At 41.9% G+C, this 20,514-nt stretch carries 23 protein-coding genes; 2 read left to right on the forward strand and 21 right to left on the reverse strand.

Annotated features, from left to right (window positions below; translation table 11 throughout):
* Nucleotides 1-173: 173 nt before the first annotated feature.
* From atpE to spoIIR, 15 genes are all read right to left on the reverse strand, one after another.
* Nucleotides 174-386, reverse strand: coding sequence for a F0F1 ATP synthase subunit C (atpE, locus tag N0O92_RS09315; RefSeq protein ID WP_034632875.1), 213 nt, complete (start codon nucleotides 384-386; stop codon nucleotides 174-176).
* A gap of 68 nt (nucleotides 387-454) precedes the next feature.
* A complete protein-coding gene (gene atpB, locus N0O92_RS09320; protein ID WP_315614406.1) occupies nucleotides 455-1,168 on the reverse strand; it encodes a F0F1 ATP synthase subunit A in 714 nt (237 codons plus the stop codon).
* A 7-nt stretch (nucleotides 1,169-1,175) separates the two neighbouring features.
* The gene (locus tag N0O92_RS09325) at nucleotides 1,176-1,568 is read right to left on the reverse strand and encodes an ATP synthase subunit I (RefSeq protein WP_315614407.1); all 393 of its coding nucleotides are present in this window, start codon (nucleotides 1,566-1,568) and stop codon (nucleotides 1,176-1,178) included.
* Nucleotides 1,568-1,795, reverse strand: coding sequence for an AtpZ/AtpI family protein (locus tag N0O92_RS09330; protein ID WP_315614408.1), 228 nt, complete (start codon nucleotides 1,793-1,795; stop codon nucleotides 1,568-1,570). Before N0O92_RS09330 ends, N0O92_RS09325 begins: the two co-directional genes overlap by 1 nt.
* A 247-nt stretch (nucleotides 1,796-2,042) precedes the next feature.
* Nucleotides 2,043-4,310: a S8 family serine peptidase gene (locus tag N0O92_RS09335; RefSeq protein ID WP_315614409.1), complete on the reverse strand. Its 2,268-nt coding sequence runs from the start codon at nucleotides 4,308-4,310 to the stop codon at nucleotides 2,043-2,045.
* Between the two features lie 144 nt (nucleotides 4,311-4,454).
* Nucleotides 4,455-5,084, reverse strand: a complete 630-nt coding sequence (upp, locus tag N0O92_RS09340) for a uracil phosphoribosyltransferase (RefSeq protein WP_315614410.1) — start codon at nucleotides 5,082-5,084, stop codon at nucleotides 4,455-4,457.
* Nucleotides 5,085-5,352: 268 nt separating this feature from the next.
* Complete coding sequence (gene glyA, locus N0O92_RS09345) at nucleotides 5,353-6,603, reverse strand: serine hydroxymethyltransferase (RefSeq protein WP_315614411.1); 1,251 nt, start codon at nucleotides 6,601-6,603, stop codon at nucleotides 5,353-5,355.
* Nucleotides 6,604-6,721: 118 nt separating this feature from the next.
* Entirely contained in the window at nucleotides 6,722-7,288 is a 567-nt protein-coding gene (locus N0O92_RS09350; RefSeq protein WP_315614412.1) for a TIGR01440 family protein, read from the reverse strand.
* 16 nt (nucleotides 7,289-7,304) lie between these two features.
* The gene (gene rpiB, locus N0O92_RS09355; RefSeq protein WP_315614413.1) at nucleotides 7,305-7,742 is read right to left on the reverse strand and encodes a ribose 5-phosphate isomerase B; all 438 of its coding nucleotides are present in this window, start codon (nucleotides 7,740-7,742) and stop codon (nucleotides 7,305-7,307) included.
* A gap of 27 nt (nucleotides 7,743-7,769) precedes the next feature.
* Nucleotides 7,770-9,068 (reverse strand): methyl-accepting chemotaxis protein, encoded by a 1,299-nt coding sequence (locus N0O92_RS09360; RefSeq protein WP_315614414.1) that lies wholly within the window; start codon nucleotides 9,066-9,068, stop codon nucleotides 7,770-7,772.
* A 21-nt stretch (nucleotides 9,069-9,089) separates the two neighbouring features.
* Nucleotides 9,090-9,533, reverse strand: a complete 444-nt coding sequence (locus tag N0O92_RS09365) for a low molecular weight protein arginine phosphatase (protein WP_315614415.1) — start codon at nucleotides 9,531-9,533, stop codon at nucleotides 9,090-9,092.
* 174 nt (nucleotides 9,534-9,707) lie between these two features.
* On the reverse strand, nucleotides 9,708-10,247 hold the full coding sequence (locus N0O92_RS09370; RefSeq protein ID WP_315614416.1) for a manganese efflux pump MntP: 540 nt from the start codon (nucleotides 10,245-10,247) through the stop codon (nucleotides 9,708-9,710).
* Nucleotides 10,248-10,431: 184 nt separating this feature from the next.
* Entirely contained in the window at nucleotides 10,432-11,481 is a 1,050-nt protein-coding gene (locus N0O92_RS09375) for an L-threonylcarbamoyladenylate synthase (protein WP_315614417.1), read from the reverse strand.
* A gap of 223 nt (nucleotides 11,482-11,704) precedes the next feature.
* Nucleotides 11,705-12,148, reverse strand: a complete 444-nt coding sequence (locus N0O92_RS09380; protein WP_315614418.1) for a GNAT family N-acetyltransferase — start codon at nucleotides 12,146-12,148, stop codon at nucleotides 11,705-11,707.
* A gap of 138 nt (nucleotides 12,149-12,286) precedes the next feature.
* A complete protein-coding gene (gene spoIIR, locus N0O92_RS09385) occupies nucleotides 12,287-12,916 on the reverse strand; it encodes a stage II sporulation protein R (RefSeq protein WP_315614419.1) in 630 nt (209 codons plus the stop codon).
* A 279-nt stretch (nucleotides 12,917-13,195) separates the two neighbouring features.
* On the opposite strand from spoIIR, the gene N0O92_RS09390 reads away from it, so the two are divergent.
* On the forward strand, nucleotides 13,196-14,929 hold the full coding sequence (locus N0O92_RS09390) for a methyl-accepting chemotaxis protein (protein ID WP_315614420.1): 1,734 nt from the start codon (nucleotides 13,196-13,198) through the stop codon (nucleotides 14,927-14,929).
* A gap of 57 nt (nucleotides 14,930-14,986) precedes the next feature.
* Here the strand turns inward: N0O92_RS09390 and N0O92_RS23805 are convergent, their stop codons facing one another.
* From N0O92_RS23805 to prfA, 5 genes are all read right to left on the reverse strand, one after another.
* Nucleotides 14,987-15,277, reverse strand: a complete 291-nt coding sequence (locus tag N0O92_RS23805) for a TIGR04104 family putative zinc finger protein (RefSeq protein ID WP_396334489.1) — start codon at nucleotides 15,275-15,277, stop codon at nucleotides 14,987-14,989.
* A 76-nt stretch (nucleotides 15,278-15,353) separates the two neighbouring features.
* Entirely contained in the window at nucleotides 15,354-15,533 is a 180-nt protein-coding gene (locus tag N0O92_RS09395; RefSeq protein WP_315614421.1) for a hypothetical protein, read from the reverse strand.
* A 106-nt stretch (nucleotides 15,534-15,639) separates the two neighbouring features.
* On the reverse strand, nucleotides 15,640-15,795 hold the full coding sequence (locus tag N0O92_RS09400; RefSeq protein WP_315614422.1) for a hypothetical protein: 156 nt from the start codon (nucleotides 15,793-15,795) through the stop codon (nucleotides 15,640-15,642).
* 114 nt (nucleotides 15,796-15,909) lie between these two features.
* Entirely contained in the window at nucleotides 15,910-16,794 is an 885-nt protein-coding gene (gene prmC, locus N0O92_RS09405; protein ID WP_315614423.1) for a peptide chain release factor N(5)-glutamine methyltransferase, read from the reverse strand.
* Entirely contained in the window at nucleotides 16,781-17,851 is a 1,071-nt protein-coding gene (prfA, locus tag N0O92_RS09410) for a peptide chain release factor 1 (protein ID WP_315614424.1), read from the reverse strand. The genes prmC and prfA overlap by 14 nt, the downstream gene beginning before the upstream one ends.
* A 762-nt stretch (nucleotides 17,852-18,613) precedes the next feature.
* Between prfA and N0O92_RS09415 the strand changes: the two genes are divergently transcribed.
* On the forward strand, nucleotides 18,614-19,927 hold the full coding sequence (locus tag N0O92_RS09415; RefSeq protein WP_315614425.1) for an FAD-dependent oxidoreductase: 1,314 nt from the start codon (nucleotides 18,614-18,616) through the stop codon (nucleotides 19,925-19,927).
* A gap of 89 nt (nucleotides 19,928-20,016) precedes the next feature.
* Here N0O92_RS09415 and N0O92_RS09420 read toward each other — a convergent pair whose 3' ends face one another.
* Nucleotides 20,017-20,508, reverse strand: a complete 492-nt coding sequence (locus N0O92_RS09420) for a hypothetical protein (RefSeq protein WP_315614426.1) — start codon at nucleotides 20,506-20,508, stop codon at nucleotides 20,017-20,019.
* Nucleotides 20,509-20,514: the final 6 nt, after the last annotated feature.

Below are 20,514 nucleotides of genomic sequence, written 5' to 3' on the forward strand. Positions count from 1 at the left end.
GATTCACTCCTTTCTTGGATGTGAAGAATTTTTAGTTACTTCTATATATTTCAAAAACTGTTGAGATTAGTGTTAAAATTCATAAGATACATAAGGAATGGCGAAGGTTCGAAGCCGAACACTGTCGCCATTTTTATGTGTGAACTTCTCGCCAAATAAAGCGAGCAGCGCAATTATCCAAATAATAATAGGAAAGAGATAACGATCGCGATAATCGGAACCGCCTCTGCAAGAGGTACACCAATGAACATAAGTGTTTGTAACGTACCTTTTAGTTCTGGTTGACGCGTTACACCTTCAAGTGTTGCTCTTACGATAATTGCTACTGCAATCGAACCACCGATTGCTGCTAAACCTGCTACAATTGCTACTGCTAATGCTTCCATGAGAATAAGTCCTCCTTAAGGATAGTATGATTTTTTATTATTTTTAAACGCTCAAGATTGAGCTGTGTTTAATGATGTTCAACTTTGTGTGCCATGTATACCATTGCGAGCATTGCAAAAATGTATGCTTGCAGCGTACCAATGAACATACCAAAGGCTTGCCAAATCATTGTCGGAAGGAATCCTCCGAACAACCCTACCAACCCTGATGTACCAAGGCCGACAAGTAATACCATGAGAATTTCTTTTGCATAAACGTTACCGAAAAGACGCATACCAAGTGTTAACGTATTTGCAAATTCCTCGATGATCTTAAAAGGTAGTAGAAAAGGTACTGGGCGGACATAGTCCTTTAAGTACTCTCCAAACCCTCTAATCTTAATTCCATAATAGTGGGTTAAAATAATGACGAGTGCTGCCATCGTTAATGTTAAAGCAGGGTCAGACGTTGGTGATTTCCACCATACTTCGTGTGTATCCTTGTTATAAATTTCAAAAGGAATACCAAGCATATTTGCTACGAAGACGTAGAAAATCAGGGTGAAGGCAAGTGCGATAAATTGACCGCCGACTTTCCATCCCATATTCGCCTTAATGATTCCTCTAACGAAATCAATCAACCACTCTAAGAAGTTCTGTAAACCAGTTGGGCGCATTGCTAACTTACGTGTTCCAATAAAACAGATAAAGAATACAATTAGACATGCCACAGTTGTCATTAATACCGTTGACATATTAAACCATAAGCCGCCAATCTGCCTCATGGGTGTTATATGATCCATAATGTTTTCACCTCTTTCTACCAAATTCAATAAGCATATCTGCCATAATGATAATATAGATCAGGGAAAACCCTGTAATGACTGAGATTATGTCTAGTACATCCGGATAAACTAATGCTAGCCACACACATAATATAGCCAACCCTATCCGAATTAAGACACCGAAACTTGCAATTATGTAGGAAAACGTTGAATACTTCGTTAGCCCTGCGGCAACGTCTCCGATCACTCTTGCTTTTCTGAAGGTTGTCCAAAGACTAAGATAACTAAAAGCAAGTCCGACAAGCAGACCGAGGAATTGAGGTTTATGTACTGTTAGGAAATAACCTACTAGAAAGAGCAGTAGTAGCAAACTTACGACAATGGTGTAGCGTTTCATTTTTCCATCAAGTGTCAACATTACTCTTTACCGTCTCCTAGAAAAGGTTTGACAGCGTTGTATACACCGTATAACCCCGTTGAAAGTCCTAAAAATAGGCATGTGATTAAAAAGAAAGGTTTTGCACCGAATTGATTGCCTAGCCATAATCCGAGAAAAACTCCACCAACCGTTCCTCCAACAACATAGGAAGAAATGATCGAAACGAGCACCATCGCACGCCACGGACTTCGTTTGCCATTCGACATGAACAGCCTCCTCATATGGTTTCTTTTTGTTCAGAATCATCTTTTCTAAACGTTCACACAATTTCACATATGTAAACCTTCTCATCACAACCTTTTTAATCGTACAATAGTGAAAACCTTGTGTCAATGCGTTTTCCCACTAAATAGGTAGGTTATTTTCCACGTTCACACAAATGTCAAAAAAGCTCACAAATGGGGGTCAGACCCCTCTTTCACGCTTCGCCGTGATAAAGAGGGGTCTGACCCTTTAATTTTCACCTTTTTTCTCTTCAGGTAGCGTTGCTCCAATTGTTATGTTCGTTTCTATCGTGTCTTCTCTTCCGTCTTTTTTGGCAAAGACGAGGGCTTTATACGTCCCGTCCGGTAAGTCCAAATTCTCCCATTCTTTGCCGACCATGCCTCTTCCGACGTCTTCTTTGAAATCTAAAAATTTGACAAACTGAAATGTATCTGGGTCATATACAGCAATGCCCATTTCTTCCGCTCCACCTGGTAAATATAATTCATAACGGTACTCGCCAGGACGGTCACCGTGTCCAAAGTTAAAGGCCATAGCCCTTGGATAATTCGGTTCTTCAATAAAAAATACATACGGAATCGAGATCGGATCAGGTCCACCTTCGATCACAATATCTCCGTGATGGATTCCCTCCGCTAACACGGCCGGAAACATATCAAGCTGAACCGTTACTTCTTTCTTTTCTCCTGGTTTGATTTCGGTAGCAAATGGCACTTGCCACTGTAAGCCATCCGGCAATTCAAACGGAGGTTTCACATGGTATGTTCTCGTATGATTATCGTGATTTTCAATCGTGAACGTTATTTCGCGCTTTTCACGAGGATCACTTTTCGTCCATTTTCCAAACGTAACGGCACCAGGATAGGCTAGAGTTTTCGCCTCTATTGCTTTATCAACCTGCAATCGCCCAGCTCCTTGTTCATAAGGATAATACGGTTCACCTTCATCATTGATTAACTTTTTTGCTGTATTCATCAATGCTGCTTTAATTTGTTCCGGATTCCAATCGGGATGAGCTTGTTTCACTAACGCTGCTGCTCCTGCGACATGAGGGGCTGACATGCTCGTTCCATTTAGTCCTAAATAGCCTTTTGGCACCGTACTATCAATCGAAACTCCCGGTGCAACTAAATCAGGCTTGACTTCCCACGTTTGCGTCACTGGTCCGCGAGAGCTAAAAGGAGCAATAAAATCTTCTTCATTGCGATAGATCGTCCGAGCATATTGACGATCTTTGCTTCCTTCAAGCTGCTCTACTAACCATTCACCATCTTCCTTTGAAATACTAACAACAGGTAGCTTCATTCCTTGCTCGACCGCACCAACAAAACTACCTTGTAAGTTGTTATAAATGAGAAGCGCCTTTGCACCATTGTCTAGTGCGAGTTTCGCTTTTTCAGAAAACGGGATCATTCCTCTCTTTACTATAGCGATCTTTCCATTTGCATCGACTTCTCCCCACTCTTCTTCTAAACCGTGCCCGACTTCGACGAGTTCATAATCCCTTTTTAACGCCCATGGCAATGTCCCACCGATCGGGTAAAGAGAAATCTCTTTATCTTGACCAGCTAGTGTAACAAAAGGTGTTTTAATGGGAGGGGCTGAAGCACCAACGGAAATGGCTTTCGTTGAAGTTCCGGGTGATCCGACAGTCCACATATTTGGTCCGCTGTTTCCATTTGATGTTACAGCTACAATACCTTCTTCCACCGCTTTATCTAACGCTACACTCGTGGGCCAATCTGGACCATTTACGGTATTTCCAAGAGATAAGTTAAGAATGTCCACTTCATCTTCAATCGCCTTTTCAATTGCCTCAATCACTTGTTCGGTTGTCCCTTGGCCACCCGGCCCAAGAGCACGATAGGCATATATATCGGCTTCTGGGGCTACTCCTTTCACTTTGCCATTCGCTGCGATAATACCAGCAACATGCGTCCCGTGAAGAGTCGGTGGCCCTTGCGAAATGACTGTTTCCATCGGGTCACGGTCGTAATCCACGACATCGTACCCGCCTTTGTAATTCTTTTTTAAATCAGGGTGAGTATAATCAACTCCTGTATCAATAACAGCAACCTTGATCCCTTTTCCCGTCAAATACTCCCCACTAGGATCAAGCTTTCCTCTTATGTCATCGGCACCTACAAAAGGTACGCTAGCATCTAAATTCGCTTCATAATCTACTACTTTATCCACTCGTTCAATCTCTTGAAACTGCTGAAGCATTTCCACTTCACTTTCTAACAGCTCAATCGAAAATCCGTTTAACGCTCTCGTAAATGTTTTCCGTACTTCACTTGAAGGAAAAGCAGCCGTAACATTGTCCAAGGCCTTATCCACATCGCCCTTTGCTGTTACGATCACCACCACTTTTTCATCAGAACGATCCAACGCTCCAATCGTTGGTATCTCAGGGTATATGGCAGCCTGTGCAGAAGGTAGACTGACACTACATGCGATCATTGCTATTAGTAAACATGCGATTACTCGTTTCATAACCATCTCCCCCAGCATTTTGCATATGTAGATAGTATGAACAGCAAATGAGAAATCATGCAGTACAGAGTTCGGGGTCAGACCCCTCTTTACCTAACTAAAGCAAAAAAGAGGTCACTCACCAATGGAGGACCTCAATTCTTTTTATTTTGTTCCAAATAAACGATCTCCGGCGTCGCCTAGACCTGGGACAATATAGCCTTTTTCATTTAGTTTCTCGTCTAATGCCGCTAAGAAAATATCAACATCAGGGTGAGCCTCTTGAGTTAATTTCACTCCTTCAGGCGCTGCCACTAAACACATAAGTTTGATCGTTTTTGCTCCACGTTTTTTCAAACTGTTGATTGCTTCAATCGCGGATCCGCCCGTTGCTAGCATTGGATCAATGACAATAAATTCACGCTCTTCCACATCTGTCGGAAGCTTGACATAGTATTCAACTGGTTGCAACGTTTCAGGGTCACGATACAACCCAACATGTCCCACTTTCGCAGCAGGAATCATGCGTAAAATTCCATCTGTCATTCCAAGGCCTGCACGTAAAATTGGAACAAGTCCAAGCTTCTTCCCAGCAATGGTTTTAGCTTGCGCTGTTCCAACTGGTGTTTCTACTGTTACATCTTGCAATGGCAAGTCACGTGTAATTTCAAAAGCCATTAAACCGGCTACTTCGTCCACTAATTCGCGAAATTCCTTCGTTCCTGTTTCTTTATCACGGATATACGTAAGTTTATGCTGAATTAAAGGGTGGTCAAATACGAAAACTTTGCTCATACGTTTTAGCTCCTTTATTCTATCTTCATTCGATTCAAGATACTTTGCTTCTACAAGATTCTACATAAAAAGCCAGTCGCCTTCAAGGTTTACGGGTAGAAATTATCACATTTCACTTAATAAAGTAAAATTAGGAATATTCAGCTTTGGTTATGTAAGGTATCCCTTATAAGGGAATCTACTAACCTTGCACAGTTCTAATTCCAAGCGCACCAGAACGTACGCAAAAAAAGCCAGACCCTATTTATACAGGGTCCAGCTTTTCTTCTTATAGATGCGTGTACATCGGGAATTTTGCAGTTAGCGCATTCACACGAGTACGAGCTTCTTCTAATTTTTCTTCATTATCAACATTTTTAAGAGTAAGAGCGATGATTTCACCGATCTCATCCATTGCTTCAAGATCAAGTCCACGTGATGTAACCGCAGCTGTTCCAATACGAACACCACTCGTTACAAATGGGCTCTCTGGGTCAAACGGAATCGTGTTCTTGTTTGTTGTGATTCCTACTTCATCAAGAGCATGCTCCGCCACTTTACCTGTTAGGCCAAGTGTACGTAAATCTAAAAGTAAAAGATGATTGTCTGTTCCGCCTGAAACGATGTTAATTCCTTCGCTCATTAACTTTTCCGCTAGGCGCTTAGCATTATCGATAACCGCTTGGCCGTACGCTTTGAATTCTGGCGTTAATACTTCACCAAAAGAAACAGCTTTTGCCGCGATCACGTGCATAAGTGGGCCACCTTGGATTCCAGGGAAGATCGACTTATCAATTTTCTTACCAAACTCTTCTTTACATAAAATCATACCACCACGAGGTCCGCGAAGTGTCTTATGTGTTGTTGTTGTTACGAAATGAGAATATGGAACAGGGTTTTGATGTAAACCAGCTGCAACAAGACCTGCAATGTGTGCCATATCAACCATTAAGTATGCGCCAACCTCATCAGCAATTTCACGGAATTTCGCGAAATCAATGGCACGTGGGTACGCACTAGCACCAGCTACGATTAACTTAGGCTTGTGCTCTTTTGCTAGTTCACGAACGACATCATAATCGATGAATTGCGTTTCTTTATCCACACCATACTCAACGAAGTTATATTGAACACCACTGAAGTTAACGGGGCTTCCGTGAGTTAAGTGTCCACCATGAGAAAGATTCATCCCAAGAACCGTATCACCTGGCTCTAAAATTGTGAAGTAAACAGCCATGTTTGCTTGTGCACCAGAGTGTGGCTGAACGTTCACATACTCTGCTCCGAAAATTTCCTTCGCACGGTCACGCGCTAGATCTTCGACAACGTCAACATACTCACAACCGCCATAATAACGACGACCAGGGTAACCTTCTGCGTATTTGTTCGTTAAAACAGAACCTTGAGCTTCCATAACGGCAGCACTTACGAAATTTTCTGACGCAATTAATTCAATTTTATCACGTTGACGTCCTAGCTCCTGACGAACGGCTTCAAACACTTTCGAATCTTGCTCATTTAATGACTTTTGATTCAACATCTCTATTCCCCTTCCAATTCCAATATATTTCGGTTTTAAAACCATCCAACTTCTTATTCGCTTCTATCTTACCACAAAAGCAAACCATTTCCGTATGAAAATAGCAAAAAAAAAATTTTTATTCATGTTCATCCGTTTTTTCATAGACAGCACGAATGCCTCCAATTAATTTCGGCCTCGTTTTTGCCATCGTCACATGCGCTTCTCCAATTGACTTTACACGGCTCCTAACAGGAACCGCAACTTTTTTTAAGTGCATTCCGATAAGCGTATCGCCAATATCAATGCCCGCATCAGCTTGAATCTCTTCAACTAAAACGGGATTTTTCATTTTTTTAAAGGCGTAGGTTGCCATCGCCCCGCCTGCTTTTCGAATAGGAATAGCGGATACGAGTTCATATCCGCGTTGTTTGGCTACTTTTTCATCTAAAACTAGAGCACGATTTAAATGTTCACAACATTGAAAAGCAAGCTGGACACCAGTATCTTTGTGCAGCTGCTCCAATTCTCGATAAATAACCTCAGCCACTTCATGCGAACCATTTGTGCCAATATGCGCCCCTATTACTTCGCTTGTGCTTGTCCCAACGACAAGCAAAGCTTCTTCTGTTAAAGGAAATGCCTTATGTAAATCCTGTAATGCCTGCGATAGCTGTTGTTTGATTTGGTCTATGGGAGTCATCATGCGCCTCCTACTTTTCTTATGCTTCGTAATCTGTAATCTTGTTCACTCGATTTTCGTGTCTACCGCCTTCAAATTCAGTAACGAGCCATATTCGAGCAATTTCCCTTGCTAGTCCTGGCCCAATCACTCGCTCCCCCATCGCTAGAATATTGCTATCATTATGTTCCCGTGTGACTTTTGCAGTAAACATATCATGAACAAGAGCACAACGAATTCCTTTGACTTTGTTTGCGGCAATCGACATTCCAATCCCCGTTCCACATACAAGAATTCCACGATCAAATTCTCCACTTGCGACTTTTTCAGCTACAGGTAGTGCATAGTCCGGATAGTCAACTGACGTATCACATTCACAACCAAAATCTTCATATGAGATTTGAAGCTCATCCATAACACTCATAATCTCTTTACGAATATGGATTCCACCATGATCTGATGCAATGGCTACTTTCATCTCTACCTTCCCCCCTACTCATTTCTATTATATTGTGAATCGTTCAATCGTTGCTTTTAATTTTTTTGACTGATCAGAAAGCTCATGAGCAACCTGTTCCATCTCATTAATGACGGTTCCTTGCTGTTCCGTCATTGCTGAAATTTCAACAGAACCAGCTGAGGTTTCTTCTGCAATGGCAGCTACTTCTTGAGATTCATTTGTCGTTTTCTTAATCGATTCCATTTGTCTATCTATCATATCAGTAATGTCCGCAATAAAGGAATCGACTTGCTTTACCGACTTTTCGACTTCACCAATAGCCGCGTTTGTAGCCGTCCCTTGTTGTGATTGGTCCATCGCCACTTTTACTTGCTCACTAATTTGAACAGCAACATTTTTTACTTCTGTTTGCATGTTATGAATCAGTTTTGTAATGCCTTGAACCGCTTTGGCACTTTCATCCGCCAAATTTCGCACTTCATCCGCAACAACAGCAAATCCTCTTCCTTGTTCCCCTGCTCTTGCCGCTTCAATTGACGCATTTAAGGCGAGCAAATTCGTTTGCCCCGCAATGTCACCAACAAGCGAAATGATATCCCCAATTTCTCTAGCTTGATTTTCAAGGCGACTCACCGCTACAAGCGATTCTTCATTATCAGAAGCTAATTGCTGAATGCCTTGAACAAGAGAATCAACGACTGTTCTGCTTTCCGATAACCGCATAACCATACTTTCTGATGATTGTTTCGACTCACGAGCACGTCGTTGCACTTGTTCGGCAATACTCGTAACTTCTTCCATTGATTCAGCTGTATTTTGAATAGCATATGCAGTATTTTCTGCACCTTTTGCTATTTCATCCATTGTCGAACCAATTTGCGACGATTTGGTCGCAGCCATTTCAGATGCAGCTGATATCTCGCGTACTTTTTCATTTGTATTATTGAAATTGTTTTCGATATCATGAACCATACTCCGTAGACTTTGAAGCATTTCATTATACGCTATTCCAAGAGCTCGAATCTCATCATCTGACTTGGATACAACAATATCACGTTGAATATCTCCAGCTGCCGCCCGTCTTGCTGCTTCTTCTACTTCTTTTAAAGGCTTCGTAATAAGAGGAGCAGCGACATATCCTAAAACCCCACTCCAAAAGACCCCTTTTACTAATGTAAAGGCGATAAGAGCATTGCCACTTAAGCCAAGTAGGCCTTCTAATAGATCCGCTAAAAAGAAAATAAAAATGGCACTAAATCCAAATGTAATGATAGCTAGTCCACTAATTCCAATGACTAACTTTTTTCGAATACTAGATCGATACGACTTACGTTCCCCCGACATGAGTCTCCCCCATTAAGTAAGTTATTCTGTTATTTTTTTTGTGACTGTCTTTAAGCATTGTTCGATTTGTTCAGCCGTTTGACGATAGGCCTCAATCGGTCCACCTATTGGATCGTCAATGTCCAAATCGTTCGTTGCTGGGTCGACATATTCTTTCAATGTAAAAAGCTTATCGATTACATGAGGATAAAAGACTCGAATCATTTCTTTATGAGATACGGTCATTGTTAAAATGACGTCAGCCCACTCAAGTAATTCCTCTGTAACAGGTTGAGCCTCGTGCTTAGCCACAATTCCTTTTTCGGCTAAAACGGCCTTTGTCCCTTCAGATGCTGGACTATTCGGAAAAGCTTGCACCCCAGCAGATTTCACTTGCAGGACTTCATCCGCTTGAGATCGCAATAATGCTTCTGCCATCGGACTTCTGCATGTATTTCCTGTGCAAACAAATAACACATTTTTCATGTCTGAAAACGCCCTTTCTTCTATGATACAAATGTTTCTTTCATTCTAATTAAAATGAAGCCACTTTCCACGTACCATTACGTTCCATATTATCATAACGAATATAAAAACGGTATATACAAAGAGGTCATTTCGTTCCTATTCGACTCTATGTAAAGCTCCTCTTTTCTGCCTTTAAAAGATGAGCTTAATTCCAAAACCAATTAAGATAAACCCACCAAGTAACTCCCCATAAGAGCCAACATAATGTTGAAACCGCGAGCCCATTAACAAACCAATCCACGATAGCACCATACTGACAATTCCAATCATCAATACTGTTAATGCCGTTTTCGCTCCAAGCATGCCAAAGCTTAGTCCCGCTGAAAAACTATCCAAACTTACACTAAGAGCAAAAAGAACCAATCCCATACCAACAGGACGCATCAATTTATCATCGTCATCTGATTTAAAAGAGGAAATAACCATCTGTAGACCAATAATTAATAAAAGCCCACCGCCAATCAGTGTGGCTATCATTCCAAAATAATTTGATAATAGTTTCCCAGCCGCAATTCCTAAAAGTGGCATGATCACATGAAACAAACCGATTGTCACGCCAATATGGAAAATTTGCCTTAATCTAAGACCAAGCATTCCCATCCCAAGCGCTATCGAAAAGGCATCCATGCCAAGTGCACTTGCCATAATAAAAAGCGTCAAAAACTCCCCCATCACAACCACTCCTTGTACATGCTATTGCCAATGTATGCACGTCCAAAAGAAAATAGACAACCAACTTTCATCGGCCGCCTAACGGGGAGTTATGATGGGGGTCAGACCCCTCGGCTGTTCTTCACCGCGGTGATAATATACAGAGGGGTCTGACCCCCTTGCATGCCTTCACCGCATTACTTTCCTACAGAGGGGTCTGACCCCCTGCGGCTTTTTCCAACCGGTTCATGATCGCAATGCCTAATCCCTCATACGGGAACACTTCAGAGAAGATCACTTCTGCCTCGCGTTCATCAAATGTTCGTAAGCTATCGTAAAGAGCGCTCGCCACTGTTGCTAAATCCTCTCTAGATCCACAAGCAACAACAACATCCGCTTCATATGCCCCTTCATTTTCAACGGTTGTTAGCACACCTACACGCTTTCCTTCTTGTTTCGCTCGCCAGATCAGTTCAACCATCTTTTGCCGGTCGCGAACTAAATAAACCGTTCCTGATGGTGAATAGTGCGTATACTTCATACCTGGAGATAGCGGAGTTTGTTCAGCTGATAACGATAATAGCGTTGGGTCGACATCCACTTTTCCAATGACAGCCTCCAGCTCTTCTTTCGTGACACCTCCAGGTCGATACAACATCGGAACCGGGGTCGAACAATCTAAGACTGTCGATTCTAAACCAACTCCTGTTCTCCCGCCATCGACGATTCCTTTAATTTTTCCTTTTAAATCATGATACACATGTGCCGCCGTAGTCGGACTCGGCTTTCCTGACACATTCGCACTCGGCGCTGCAACAGGAACCCCCGCCGCTCGCAACAACGCCCTCGCAACATCATGATCAGGCATCCGAACAGCTACTGTCTCTAACCCAGCTGTGACACTCGGAGCCACCACTTGTTTTTTCTTAAATATTAACGTTAACGGCCCTGGCCAAAACTGATTCATTAGTTGATGAGCTACATCTGGAATCTCCAATACCAACTCATCTAATTGCTCGATGTCAGCAATGTGGACAATTAGTGGATTATCGCTCGGACGACCTTTTGCTTCAAAAATCTTTTTGACCGCTTGTTCGTCTAACGCATTCGCTCCTAGTCCGTATACCGTCTCAGTCGGAAATGCCACTATTTCCCCTTTTGTTATCCACAACGCTGCTTCCTTCATTACTTGGAGATTTTCCTCACTTCCGGAAAAGTTATCCACACTCCAATATTTTGTTTGTTTATAACTCACTGTTCATCTCTCCTATCTCCTCCATTTTGCAAGTGTTGTCTATCGATGTCAATAAAACGGGAAATTTTCGACAAAAACCCTATAAAAACAAGGATTCCACCTGACAAACCACATCATTCCGCCCTCTCTTTCGACAAGATTGTTTTTTGCACACGAAAAGAAGTTGTCCACGGCTGTGGACAACTTGTAGATAACTCCCATATTTTATTCACTTTTCCACAACTTACTCTGTTAATTCACATGCCCAAACCTTTGCATCAACTAGCGCATTTCGTTGAAAATGAGACGAATTCTTCACAGGTTCCGGAACGTCCTCTTTCTCGACTTCACGAAAGCCTAACTGGTGAAACAGTGCATTCGTCCCCTTCGCACATAAATAGACCGTATCCATCCTTTGCTCTTCAGCATATTTCAAAGTTAGCTGCAAAAACTCTAAACTAAGTTTCGCATTCCAAATGGGGGAATCTAGTACAAGCGATCTGAGCAACCCATTTTCTTCATACTGCTCAATTCCCACTGTCCCAATTAGATTCTCGTCTTCATCCTCGACGACAAGGAAACTTTCTATATATTGTTCAATTCCTTCATCTCGTAACCCAGCTTTGGCTACCAATCGTTGAATTGGAAGCATGTCCTTCATTTTTGCTTTACGAACAACGATTCCCATTTAGCTCCACCCTCTCTTAATCTATTACTAGAAATGTATGTAGAGCATGAACCATTTATGCTAGAAATCTGAGAACTTCCTTATTCTCTCACAAAAAAACTGATAGAGAAACCCATCCGTTCCTCTATCAGCATTGTTTTATACTTTTTCTGAAGAAAAAATACGATCTTTAATTTTAGAGAAGATTTCAACCACGAAAAACGCCACTTCGACTTCCTCCACATCTTCCTCAACTACCTCTTCCTCTACCTCAGCATCCGCTGCAACCGCATCTCCATTTGCCATATCTAAGAAACATAACGGTGGGAACAACACACACCACCAGTTTTCCCCTTTCCCTTCACCTAGTGTGATTAATACCGCATCATACAACCCTGCCGGATACACAATGTTTCCATAAAGCTTTGTCGGAAATTCCACTTCAGAAAAACTCACTTCATACGTTTGGTCCATCCCCATTTTCGCTAACTCTGCTTCTACGATGTCTTCTATTTTTGCTAGATTGCCTTCAATCATCGCTTTGCCTTCTTCTAAATCATTCACACCCAGCACCATCTCTGTAATTGCCGCATTCACTTCATCACGAATGTCACGCTTTAATGCTTGATCTCTTACAGAATCACTATTTGCTAGAATTCGAAGCCGAACCGCTTCCTCTTGACTTACTTCATTATGTAAAGACGCAACTGCCACTGCGTTTTGAGATTCCCAGTTCATGATTAAAACAAATAAAGAGAATAATAGATAAATAACAACATTTGGTTTCATTGACTAAGCACCGTCCCTTCATAAAAACATTGTGGACAGGACGACTTTCTTTTAAACATCTAATTTAAAAATCTTTTTTTATTTTATGAGTTACATGCTGAAACCCCTTTGTAACTAGTATTTTTGAAAATTTTATAGAAGAAATTTAATTTTATTGTTTCATTCCCTATATAATAGGGTAATACAAGCTAGGTATGTATACTTAGTACTTAAGTCTTAATGAAGAGTAATATCGGATCTCCATTACAACAAGACGAAAACACAATAGGAGGAACTATAGTGAAAGTTCAAAAAGGAAAGTTTTTTTTAGTTGGAGGAGCGATGCTCGTTACCATTTTATTAAATGCATGGGTAAATGAAATCGTACAAACTGCCATCTTAACAACATTATCAGCAGGGATCGGGTTGTATGTCTTATTACAATGGAGAGCATCAAACAACCAATTAGATTTGGCCTTTAACGGTCTTAAGAAAGCTTCTCTCAGTGATTATGTATTAATTGATGATGCAATTGTCACAACGAAGAACATGAATGAGTCATTGAGTCATAATCAATTTGCTAGTAGGCAGGCTGTGATTAAGCAACTTGAAACATATTTAGAGGATCATCAAGAATATTTAGGTGTTTGGGTAGCTTTTGAGCCAAATGCTTTTGATGGAAAAGACTCTCAATCAATCAACCAATATGGAAATAGCATTGGCCAAATGTCACCATATATATATAGAGTTGATACTGGCAGCGAAGTGACATTTTTGGAGAATTTGCATTCGGAGCGTTTCTACACCCGTCCCATTCAAGAAGGCAGACTCACTATAATCGAACCCTTTCACTTTGAAATAGATGGCCAAAACATACTAATGACTACAGTGGCTATGCCAGTAAAGAAACTTGGAAAAGTCATTGGCGTTGTTGGGGTTGATATTCAATTAAAGTCAGCCAAAACCATTAATGAAAACTTATTACAATTTTCATCTTCTTCACCAACTGAAAGTCTTATTAATATAACAGATAAGCTGACTAGCCGAGGTGGAAATTCAGCCATAATGGGTCAAGCCATTTTAGCGATTCAAGAAGATCGTCAAGAAATGATCGATTACCTTGAGCGAACCATTGCTTCAGTATCACAAAGCTCCAGTGAAGCCTTGAAAATTGCTGAGCAATCGTCTATCTCTGCAAAAGAAGTAGCATCGGCTATCACTGAGATTGCTTCCGGTGCATCAGGTCAAGCCAATGACACAGAACGCGGAACCGAACATATTGAAGAATTAGGTCGCATTATTGAAAAAGACCAAGCACAACTCAAGCAGCTGAATTCATTAATCGCTGACATTATATCCTTTGAGCAAGAGGCAGAAGATGCAACAAAAGAATTAATTCATTCCAATAATGAAAGCAATGAAACCGTCGCTAAAGTAGCCGAAACCATTAAACAATCAACCGAAAGCTCGAGAAAAATTGAAATGGCTAGTAGTGGAATTTTAGCGATTACAGAACAAACAAACTTGCTTGCTTTGAATGCTTCCATCGAAGCTGCTAGAGCCGGTGAGCACGGACGTGGGTTTGCTGTTGTTGCTGAAGAAATTCGAAAACTAGCTGAACAATCCAAGAAGTTCTCTGTAGAAATAACAAGTGATATTAATGAGCTTGGAAAAAAATCAGAGGAAGCATCAGACGCCATGCACGAACTAGAAGACAGCATCGTAAACCAGTCGGCAAGTGTACAAAACTTGAATAAGAAACTTGGAAACATCGAGTCCTCTGTCGGCACGATCAAGGACAGCATTCAAGAGCTGAATGAATCAGGAATGAACATGAATTCGAAAAAGAACGAAATCATCGATATCATGCAAAGTCTTTCCGCGATAGCAGAAGAAAACGCTGCCGGAACTGAAGAAATTACCGCCTCTATTGAAGAGCTATCGTCTTCCGTCAATCAATCTGCACAATCTAGCAATCAATTAGTCGACGTCGTTAATGAGTTAAAGCTCGCATCTAATCGCCTAAAAGTTTAATAAACAGATAGAACGGAGGTTACTGAATTAGAGATCAGTAGCCTCTTTTAACCAATATTAAAACAACGCCTGCTCCTTATCTGTAAATCGATAATGAAAAGGCATAAACGAAAAGCAAACAATCGTTAGAACGAAAATAAGAGAAAGTTGCGTGAAAAAAGAAAGAGGTAAGATCAATCGTAAGATCCCCGGAATTAGCATAACGGGCAAAACAAGGAGAGCTGTTTTCCACTTGGAGTTCGTCGTTCTATATTGTTTTTCTCCACATTTCCGGCATTTTTTTCTTCCCTCAACGTAAAGCAACAGTTCTTTCCACTGAAATATCTCATTTACACGACCAACATCCAGGTAACTTCACAAAAATCACTCCTTGAACTCATGTTCTTTCTTTTTTATCTCATATTAAATCTCACTATTTTTATTATTACTTATTAGGAACCGGCAAATATTTTGTAAAATAAGCTGCGACAAATAGTAGAATAAAAAGCAGTCCCCAACTGATCAATCCTACTACATCAAATAAGTGCGCTAGTAACATAAGAACAGGGGACACTAACATACAAGTGGGAGTCACCCAGCCTTTGACTCCGTTAACATTTTTCATGTTTTTTCGCTTCTTATAAAGGACCACACTTGAAAAGATAACTACTAGAATAGTTACAGTGATCATAATACTGTTTAACAAAACGAATCGCCTCTACTTTTTTTGTTTATTTATTTTCTCGTTTTATAATAAAAGGTAGACAAAGAATAATACCAAATCCAACGATTCCAGAGAAAATTCCCATCCATGTGAACTGACTATAAAAGAAGAAACTCAATACATTCACTCCAATAAAATATCCTAGCCCTATTCTTCGCGTCATTTGTCCCCTCCTTATTCGCGTTTACAGCTCTTTCTAACTTAACATAAAACACTATAACTTTTACAATTTTATGGGAATTCACAAAAAAAAGCTAAGAGAGCGATCTCTTAGCAATTATCTCGTCATATTCCCATAAGCAAAGACCATGCGCTCCTTGCCGTTAATATCTCTTTTTATTTCTGTTGTTGCCTGCGGAAACGTCGTTTGTAGCATTTCTTTGATCACAGCAGCTTGACCGACACCCACTTCAAATCCAACTATCCCTTTATCCTTTAGAACGAGTGGCAATTGTTCCATAAATCTTCGGTAAAGATCAAGTCCATCCTCGCCACCAAATAACGCTAAATGTGGTTCATGATCTCGAACATGAACAGCTAAGCTCGGCGCATCTGTCAGCGGGATGTATGGTGGATTGGACACCACCACTTCGACTCGAGCTCCTACTTCTATAATAGGCGCAAGCAAGTCGCCATGCATAAAGTGAACCTTTGCACTTAGCTTCTCGGCATTTCTTTTTGCAACTTGAAGCGCTTCTTCAGAAATATCGATGGCTTGAACGTTCAACGTTTCATCCTCAAGCGCAAGAGTTACAGAAATCGCACCACTCCCTGTCCCTACATCAACTACCTGAACCTTCTCCTGTTGGAAAAGTTCGCGTTTACGTTCCTGAACCGCCACAACAAGTTCTTCTGTTTCCGGGCGCGGGATAAGGACATGCTCATTCACAGAAAAGCGCCTTCCGAAAAATTCCTCATATCCGATAATATGTTGAACAGGCGAACCACCTGCGTGCCGTTCGACGTCTTGCTTTAGACGCTCGTACACCTCAGGTTCGATTGTGTCATCTAGTATCATAAAAAGTTTCGCCCGGTTGACTTGATAATAGTGACGAAGCAGCCACTCGGCTACAGGCGCTTCCAATTCTCTTTCCTCTAAAAAAGAAGAAGCCCAACGAAGGGCCTCACGAATCGTCATTTCATTCATCTTACTGCTCTGCATTTTGCATCGCTTCCGCTTGCTCTTCCACGATTAAAGCATCAATGATTTCATCGAGTTTTCCTTGAAGAATCTGCTCTAACTTTTGCAAAGTTAACCCAATGCGGTGATCCGTTACACGGCTTTGCGGAAAATTGTACGTACGAATACGCTCGGAACGATCTCCTGTCCCCACAGCAAGCTTACGGTTTTGATCGTATTCTGCTTGAATTTCACGATTAATTTTATCGTAAACACGCGCACGAAGGACTTTCATCGCTTTTTCTTTGTTCTTAATTTGTGATTTTTCGTCCTGACATGATACAACCGTATTTGTCGGTAAGTGCGTAAGACGAACAGCTGACATCGTAGTATTAACACTCTGTCCACCTGGTCCACTTGAAGCAAACGTGTCAACACGAATGTCTTTTTCATGGATATCCACTTCTACTTCTTCTGCTTCTGGCAAAACAGCTACCGTAGCGGTTGACGTGTGAATACGACCACCTGACTCGGTTGTCGGAACACGCTGAACGCGATGAGCACCATTTTCATACTTCAATTTCGAATAAGCACCGGCACCATTAACAGAAAAAATAATTTCCTTATAACCACCAAGCTCCGTTGAAGTTGACTCAATCACATCTGTCTTCCAACCTTGCGCTTCAGCAAAACGGCTGTACATTTTGTAAAGGTCACCCGCAAAAAGCTGTGCCTCATCTCCACCAGCCGCTCCGCGAATTTCCATGATAACGTTTTTGTCATCATTCGGATCTTTCGGCAAAAGAAGAATTTTCAAACGGGCTTCTAACTCTTCTTTACGATCAGCCAGTTCACTAATTTCTTCTTTAACCATTGCATACATTTCACTATCTAGATTTTCTTCAAGCATCGCTTTTGCATCTTTATGCTGCTCGTTGACTTCTTTATATTCACGGTACGCCTGAACGGTTTCTTCTAAGTCCGATTGTTCCTTTGAATACTCACGTAATTTCTTTGAATCATTTATAACATCAGGATCACTAAGTAATTCGTTGAGTCGATCATACCGATCCTCAACCGATTGTAAACGATCTAACACGGCTCTTCACCTCATTAAGATTTTCCAGTGTATAACAGTCTAATTATAGTATACAGAAAGAAGCGGGTCAATGAGAGTTAACCGAAAAAGGCCGATCTTGCCTTTTTCGGTTGACTCGAAGCAGTGAGCGCAGCCGGCGTTGGCTCTTAAGCCTTTTTGAGCGCTCTTCTCAAAAAGGCGCACGCCGCGCGGAGCCACTGCACACCGGGATCGCTCTTTTTCCGGAAAAAGGCCGATCTTGCCTTTTTCGTTTGACTCGATGCAGTGAGCGCAGCCGGCGTTATCTCTTAAGCCTTTTTGAGCGCTCTTCTCAAAAAGGCGCACGCCGCGCGGAGCCACTGCACATCAGATTCGCTCTCTTTCCGGGAAAAAGGCCGACCTTGCTTTTTTGTATTGACTCGATGCAGTGAGCGCAGCCGGCGTATCTCTTAAGCCTTTTTGAGTGCTCTTCTCAAAAAGGCGCACGCCGCGCGGAGCCACTGCACATGAGTTCGCTCTCTTACCAGAAAAAGGCAGTCCTTGCCTTTTTGTATTGTCTCGATGCAGTGTGCGGAGCCGGCGTCTTCTCTTAAGCCTTTTTGAGCGCTCTTCTCAAAAAGGCGCACGCCGCGCGGAGCCACTGCACATCAGATTCGCTCTTTTCCCATCAAAAATGCCGTCCTTGCCTTTTTCGTTTGACTCGACATCTTTATAGTCTTACCAAATTCCGCTTAACTAATAGTAAAAATGGGAAAAGTAACTATAGTAAAAGGAGTGATTTCGATGAAATACGTAATTATCGGTGGAGATGCTGCCGGAATGAGTGCAGCAATGCAAATTGTGCGCCACGACGAATCCGCTGAAGTAACGACACTTGAAATGGGAGAAATCTATTCTTATGCTCAGTGCGGGTTGCCTTACGTTGTTGGTGGTCTTATTGATTCCTTTGATTCATTAATTGCTCGATCCGTTGAGACTTTTCGCGAAAAGTACGGAATCGATGCACGCGTCAATCATGAGGTAACGTCTGTTGACATAGAGAAAAAAGTTGTTTCTGGAGAAGGATTTGAGCTTTCCTACGATAAATTGCTTGTCGCCACTGGCGCAAGTCCGATCGTCCCACCCTGGGATGGTGTTGATTTAAAAGGCATTCATTCAATAAAAACGATCCCAGATACAAAAGCCTTGATGCAAGATTTAGACCAAGTCAATCATATCACCGTTATAGGCGGTGGCTATATCGGGTTAGAAATGGCTGAAAATTTTGTTGAGATCGGCAAAAAAGTAACGATTATCGAGCGCGGTCCGAGGCTTGCAGGAATTTTTGATGAGGAATTTAGCGAAAAAATTGGAGAGGAAGCCATTAAACAAGGTGTGGAGCTGAAGTTAAATGAATCGGTCGAGTCATTTGAAGGTGATGACGATGGCAGAGTTACACGCGTGATAACCGATAAAGGTCATGCCGATAGTGACCTTGTCGTAATTGCAATTGGGGTGAAGCCAAATACAGGTTTTCTTGACGGGACCGGCATTCATTTGTTTGACAATGGTGCGATCAATGTTAATCCATTTATGGAGACAAACATTGAAGATGTGTATGCAGCAGGCGACTGCGCGACTCAGTACCACCGGGTGAAAGAACAAGACGACTATATCCCCCTTGGTACACACGCAAATAAACAAGGACGCACCGCTGGTCGTTCTATGGTTGGATCCCCGCGCCCCTTCCAAGGAATGGTCGGAACTTCGATCATTAAGTTTTTTGATCTAACTTTAGGACGAACAGGTTTATCCGAAGCTGAAATTGAAAAGCTCAAGTTTCCCTACGAAACGATTAGTGCGCAAATTCCTCACATTGCAGGCTATTATCCTGAGCCGAAGAAGTTGGACATACGGATGAGCTATCATACAGAAACAGAACGCTTGCTTGGAGCACAAGTCATCGGAGAAGCAGGTGTGGATAAACGAATCGATGTATTGGCAACTGCTCTCTATCATAAAATGCGCGTTTCTGAGTTGGAGGATTTAGATCTTGCGTATGCTCCTCCTTTCAATGGAGTCTGGGACCCCGTGCAACAAACTGCACGAAGATTGTAGTACCGGGGTCAGACCCCTCGCTGTTGCGGTGAAGGGGTAAAGAAGGGTCTGACCCCCAAGAATGACCCCCAAGAAAAAAAGAACGCCGATTAGGCGTTCCTTTCTGTAACATGGACTTCGTAGCGTGGAATTTCAAGACGGAGGTCGCGTTTTAGTTTATCCATCTCTTTTTTCTTTTCATCCCCATTTAGATCGGCAGGTGGGGTCACGTTGACGAATGCGTGATGCCCGGCAATGATGACTACCCCTGCTTCCATTCCATGTTCTTCTTCGATAATATGGTGAATGAGCTCTTGGTCATTTCCAAGATGTCTTCGTTCTCTGTGCAATGATTTAAAGCTTGTCCCTGTGTTTATTTCACCGGGGTGTTGATAGGCAGGTGGTTGGCGAAACAAACTGCCATACGTAACCGGACCAGGTCCAAGTAATCCATACGCTACTTGTCCAGCGTCTGGAGTTCTAGCTTCAGGATTGTTATGAGTGACTGCATTCCCTTGTGCCTGCGGGGGTTGAGGATCTTCTCCACACCCTGTCACGAGCACGAGTCCCATTGCTATACAACTGAGCCATTTTTTATTCATGTCCGA

The organism is Alkalihalobacillus sp. MEB130, assembly GCF_032335535.1.
Taxonomy (GTDB): Bacteria; Bacillota; Bacilli; order Bacillales; family Bacillaceae_D; genus Halalkalibacter.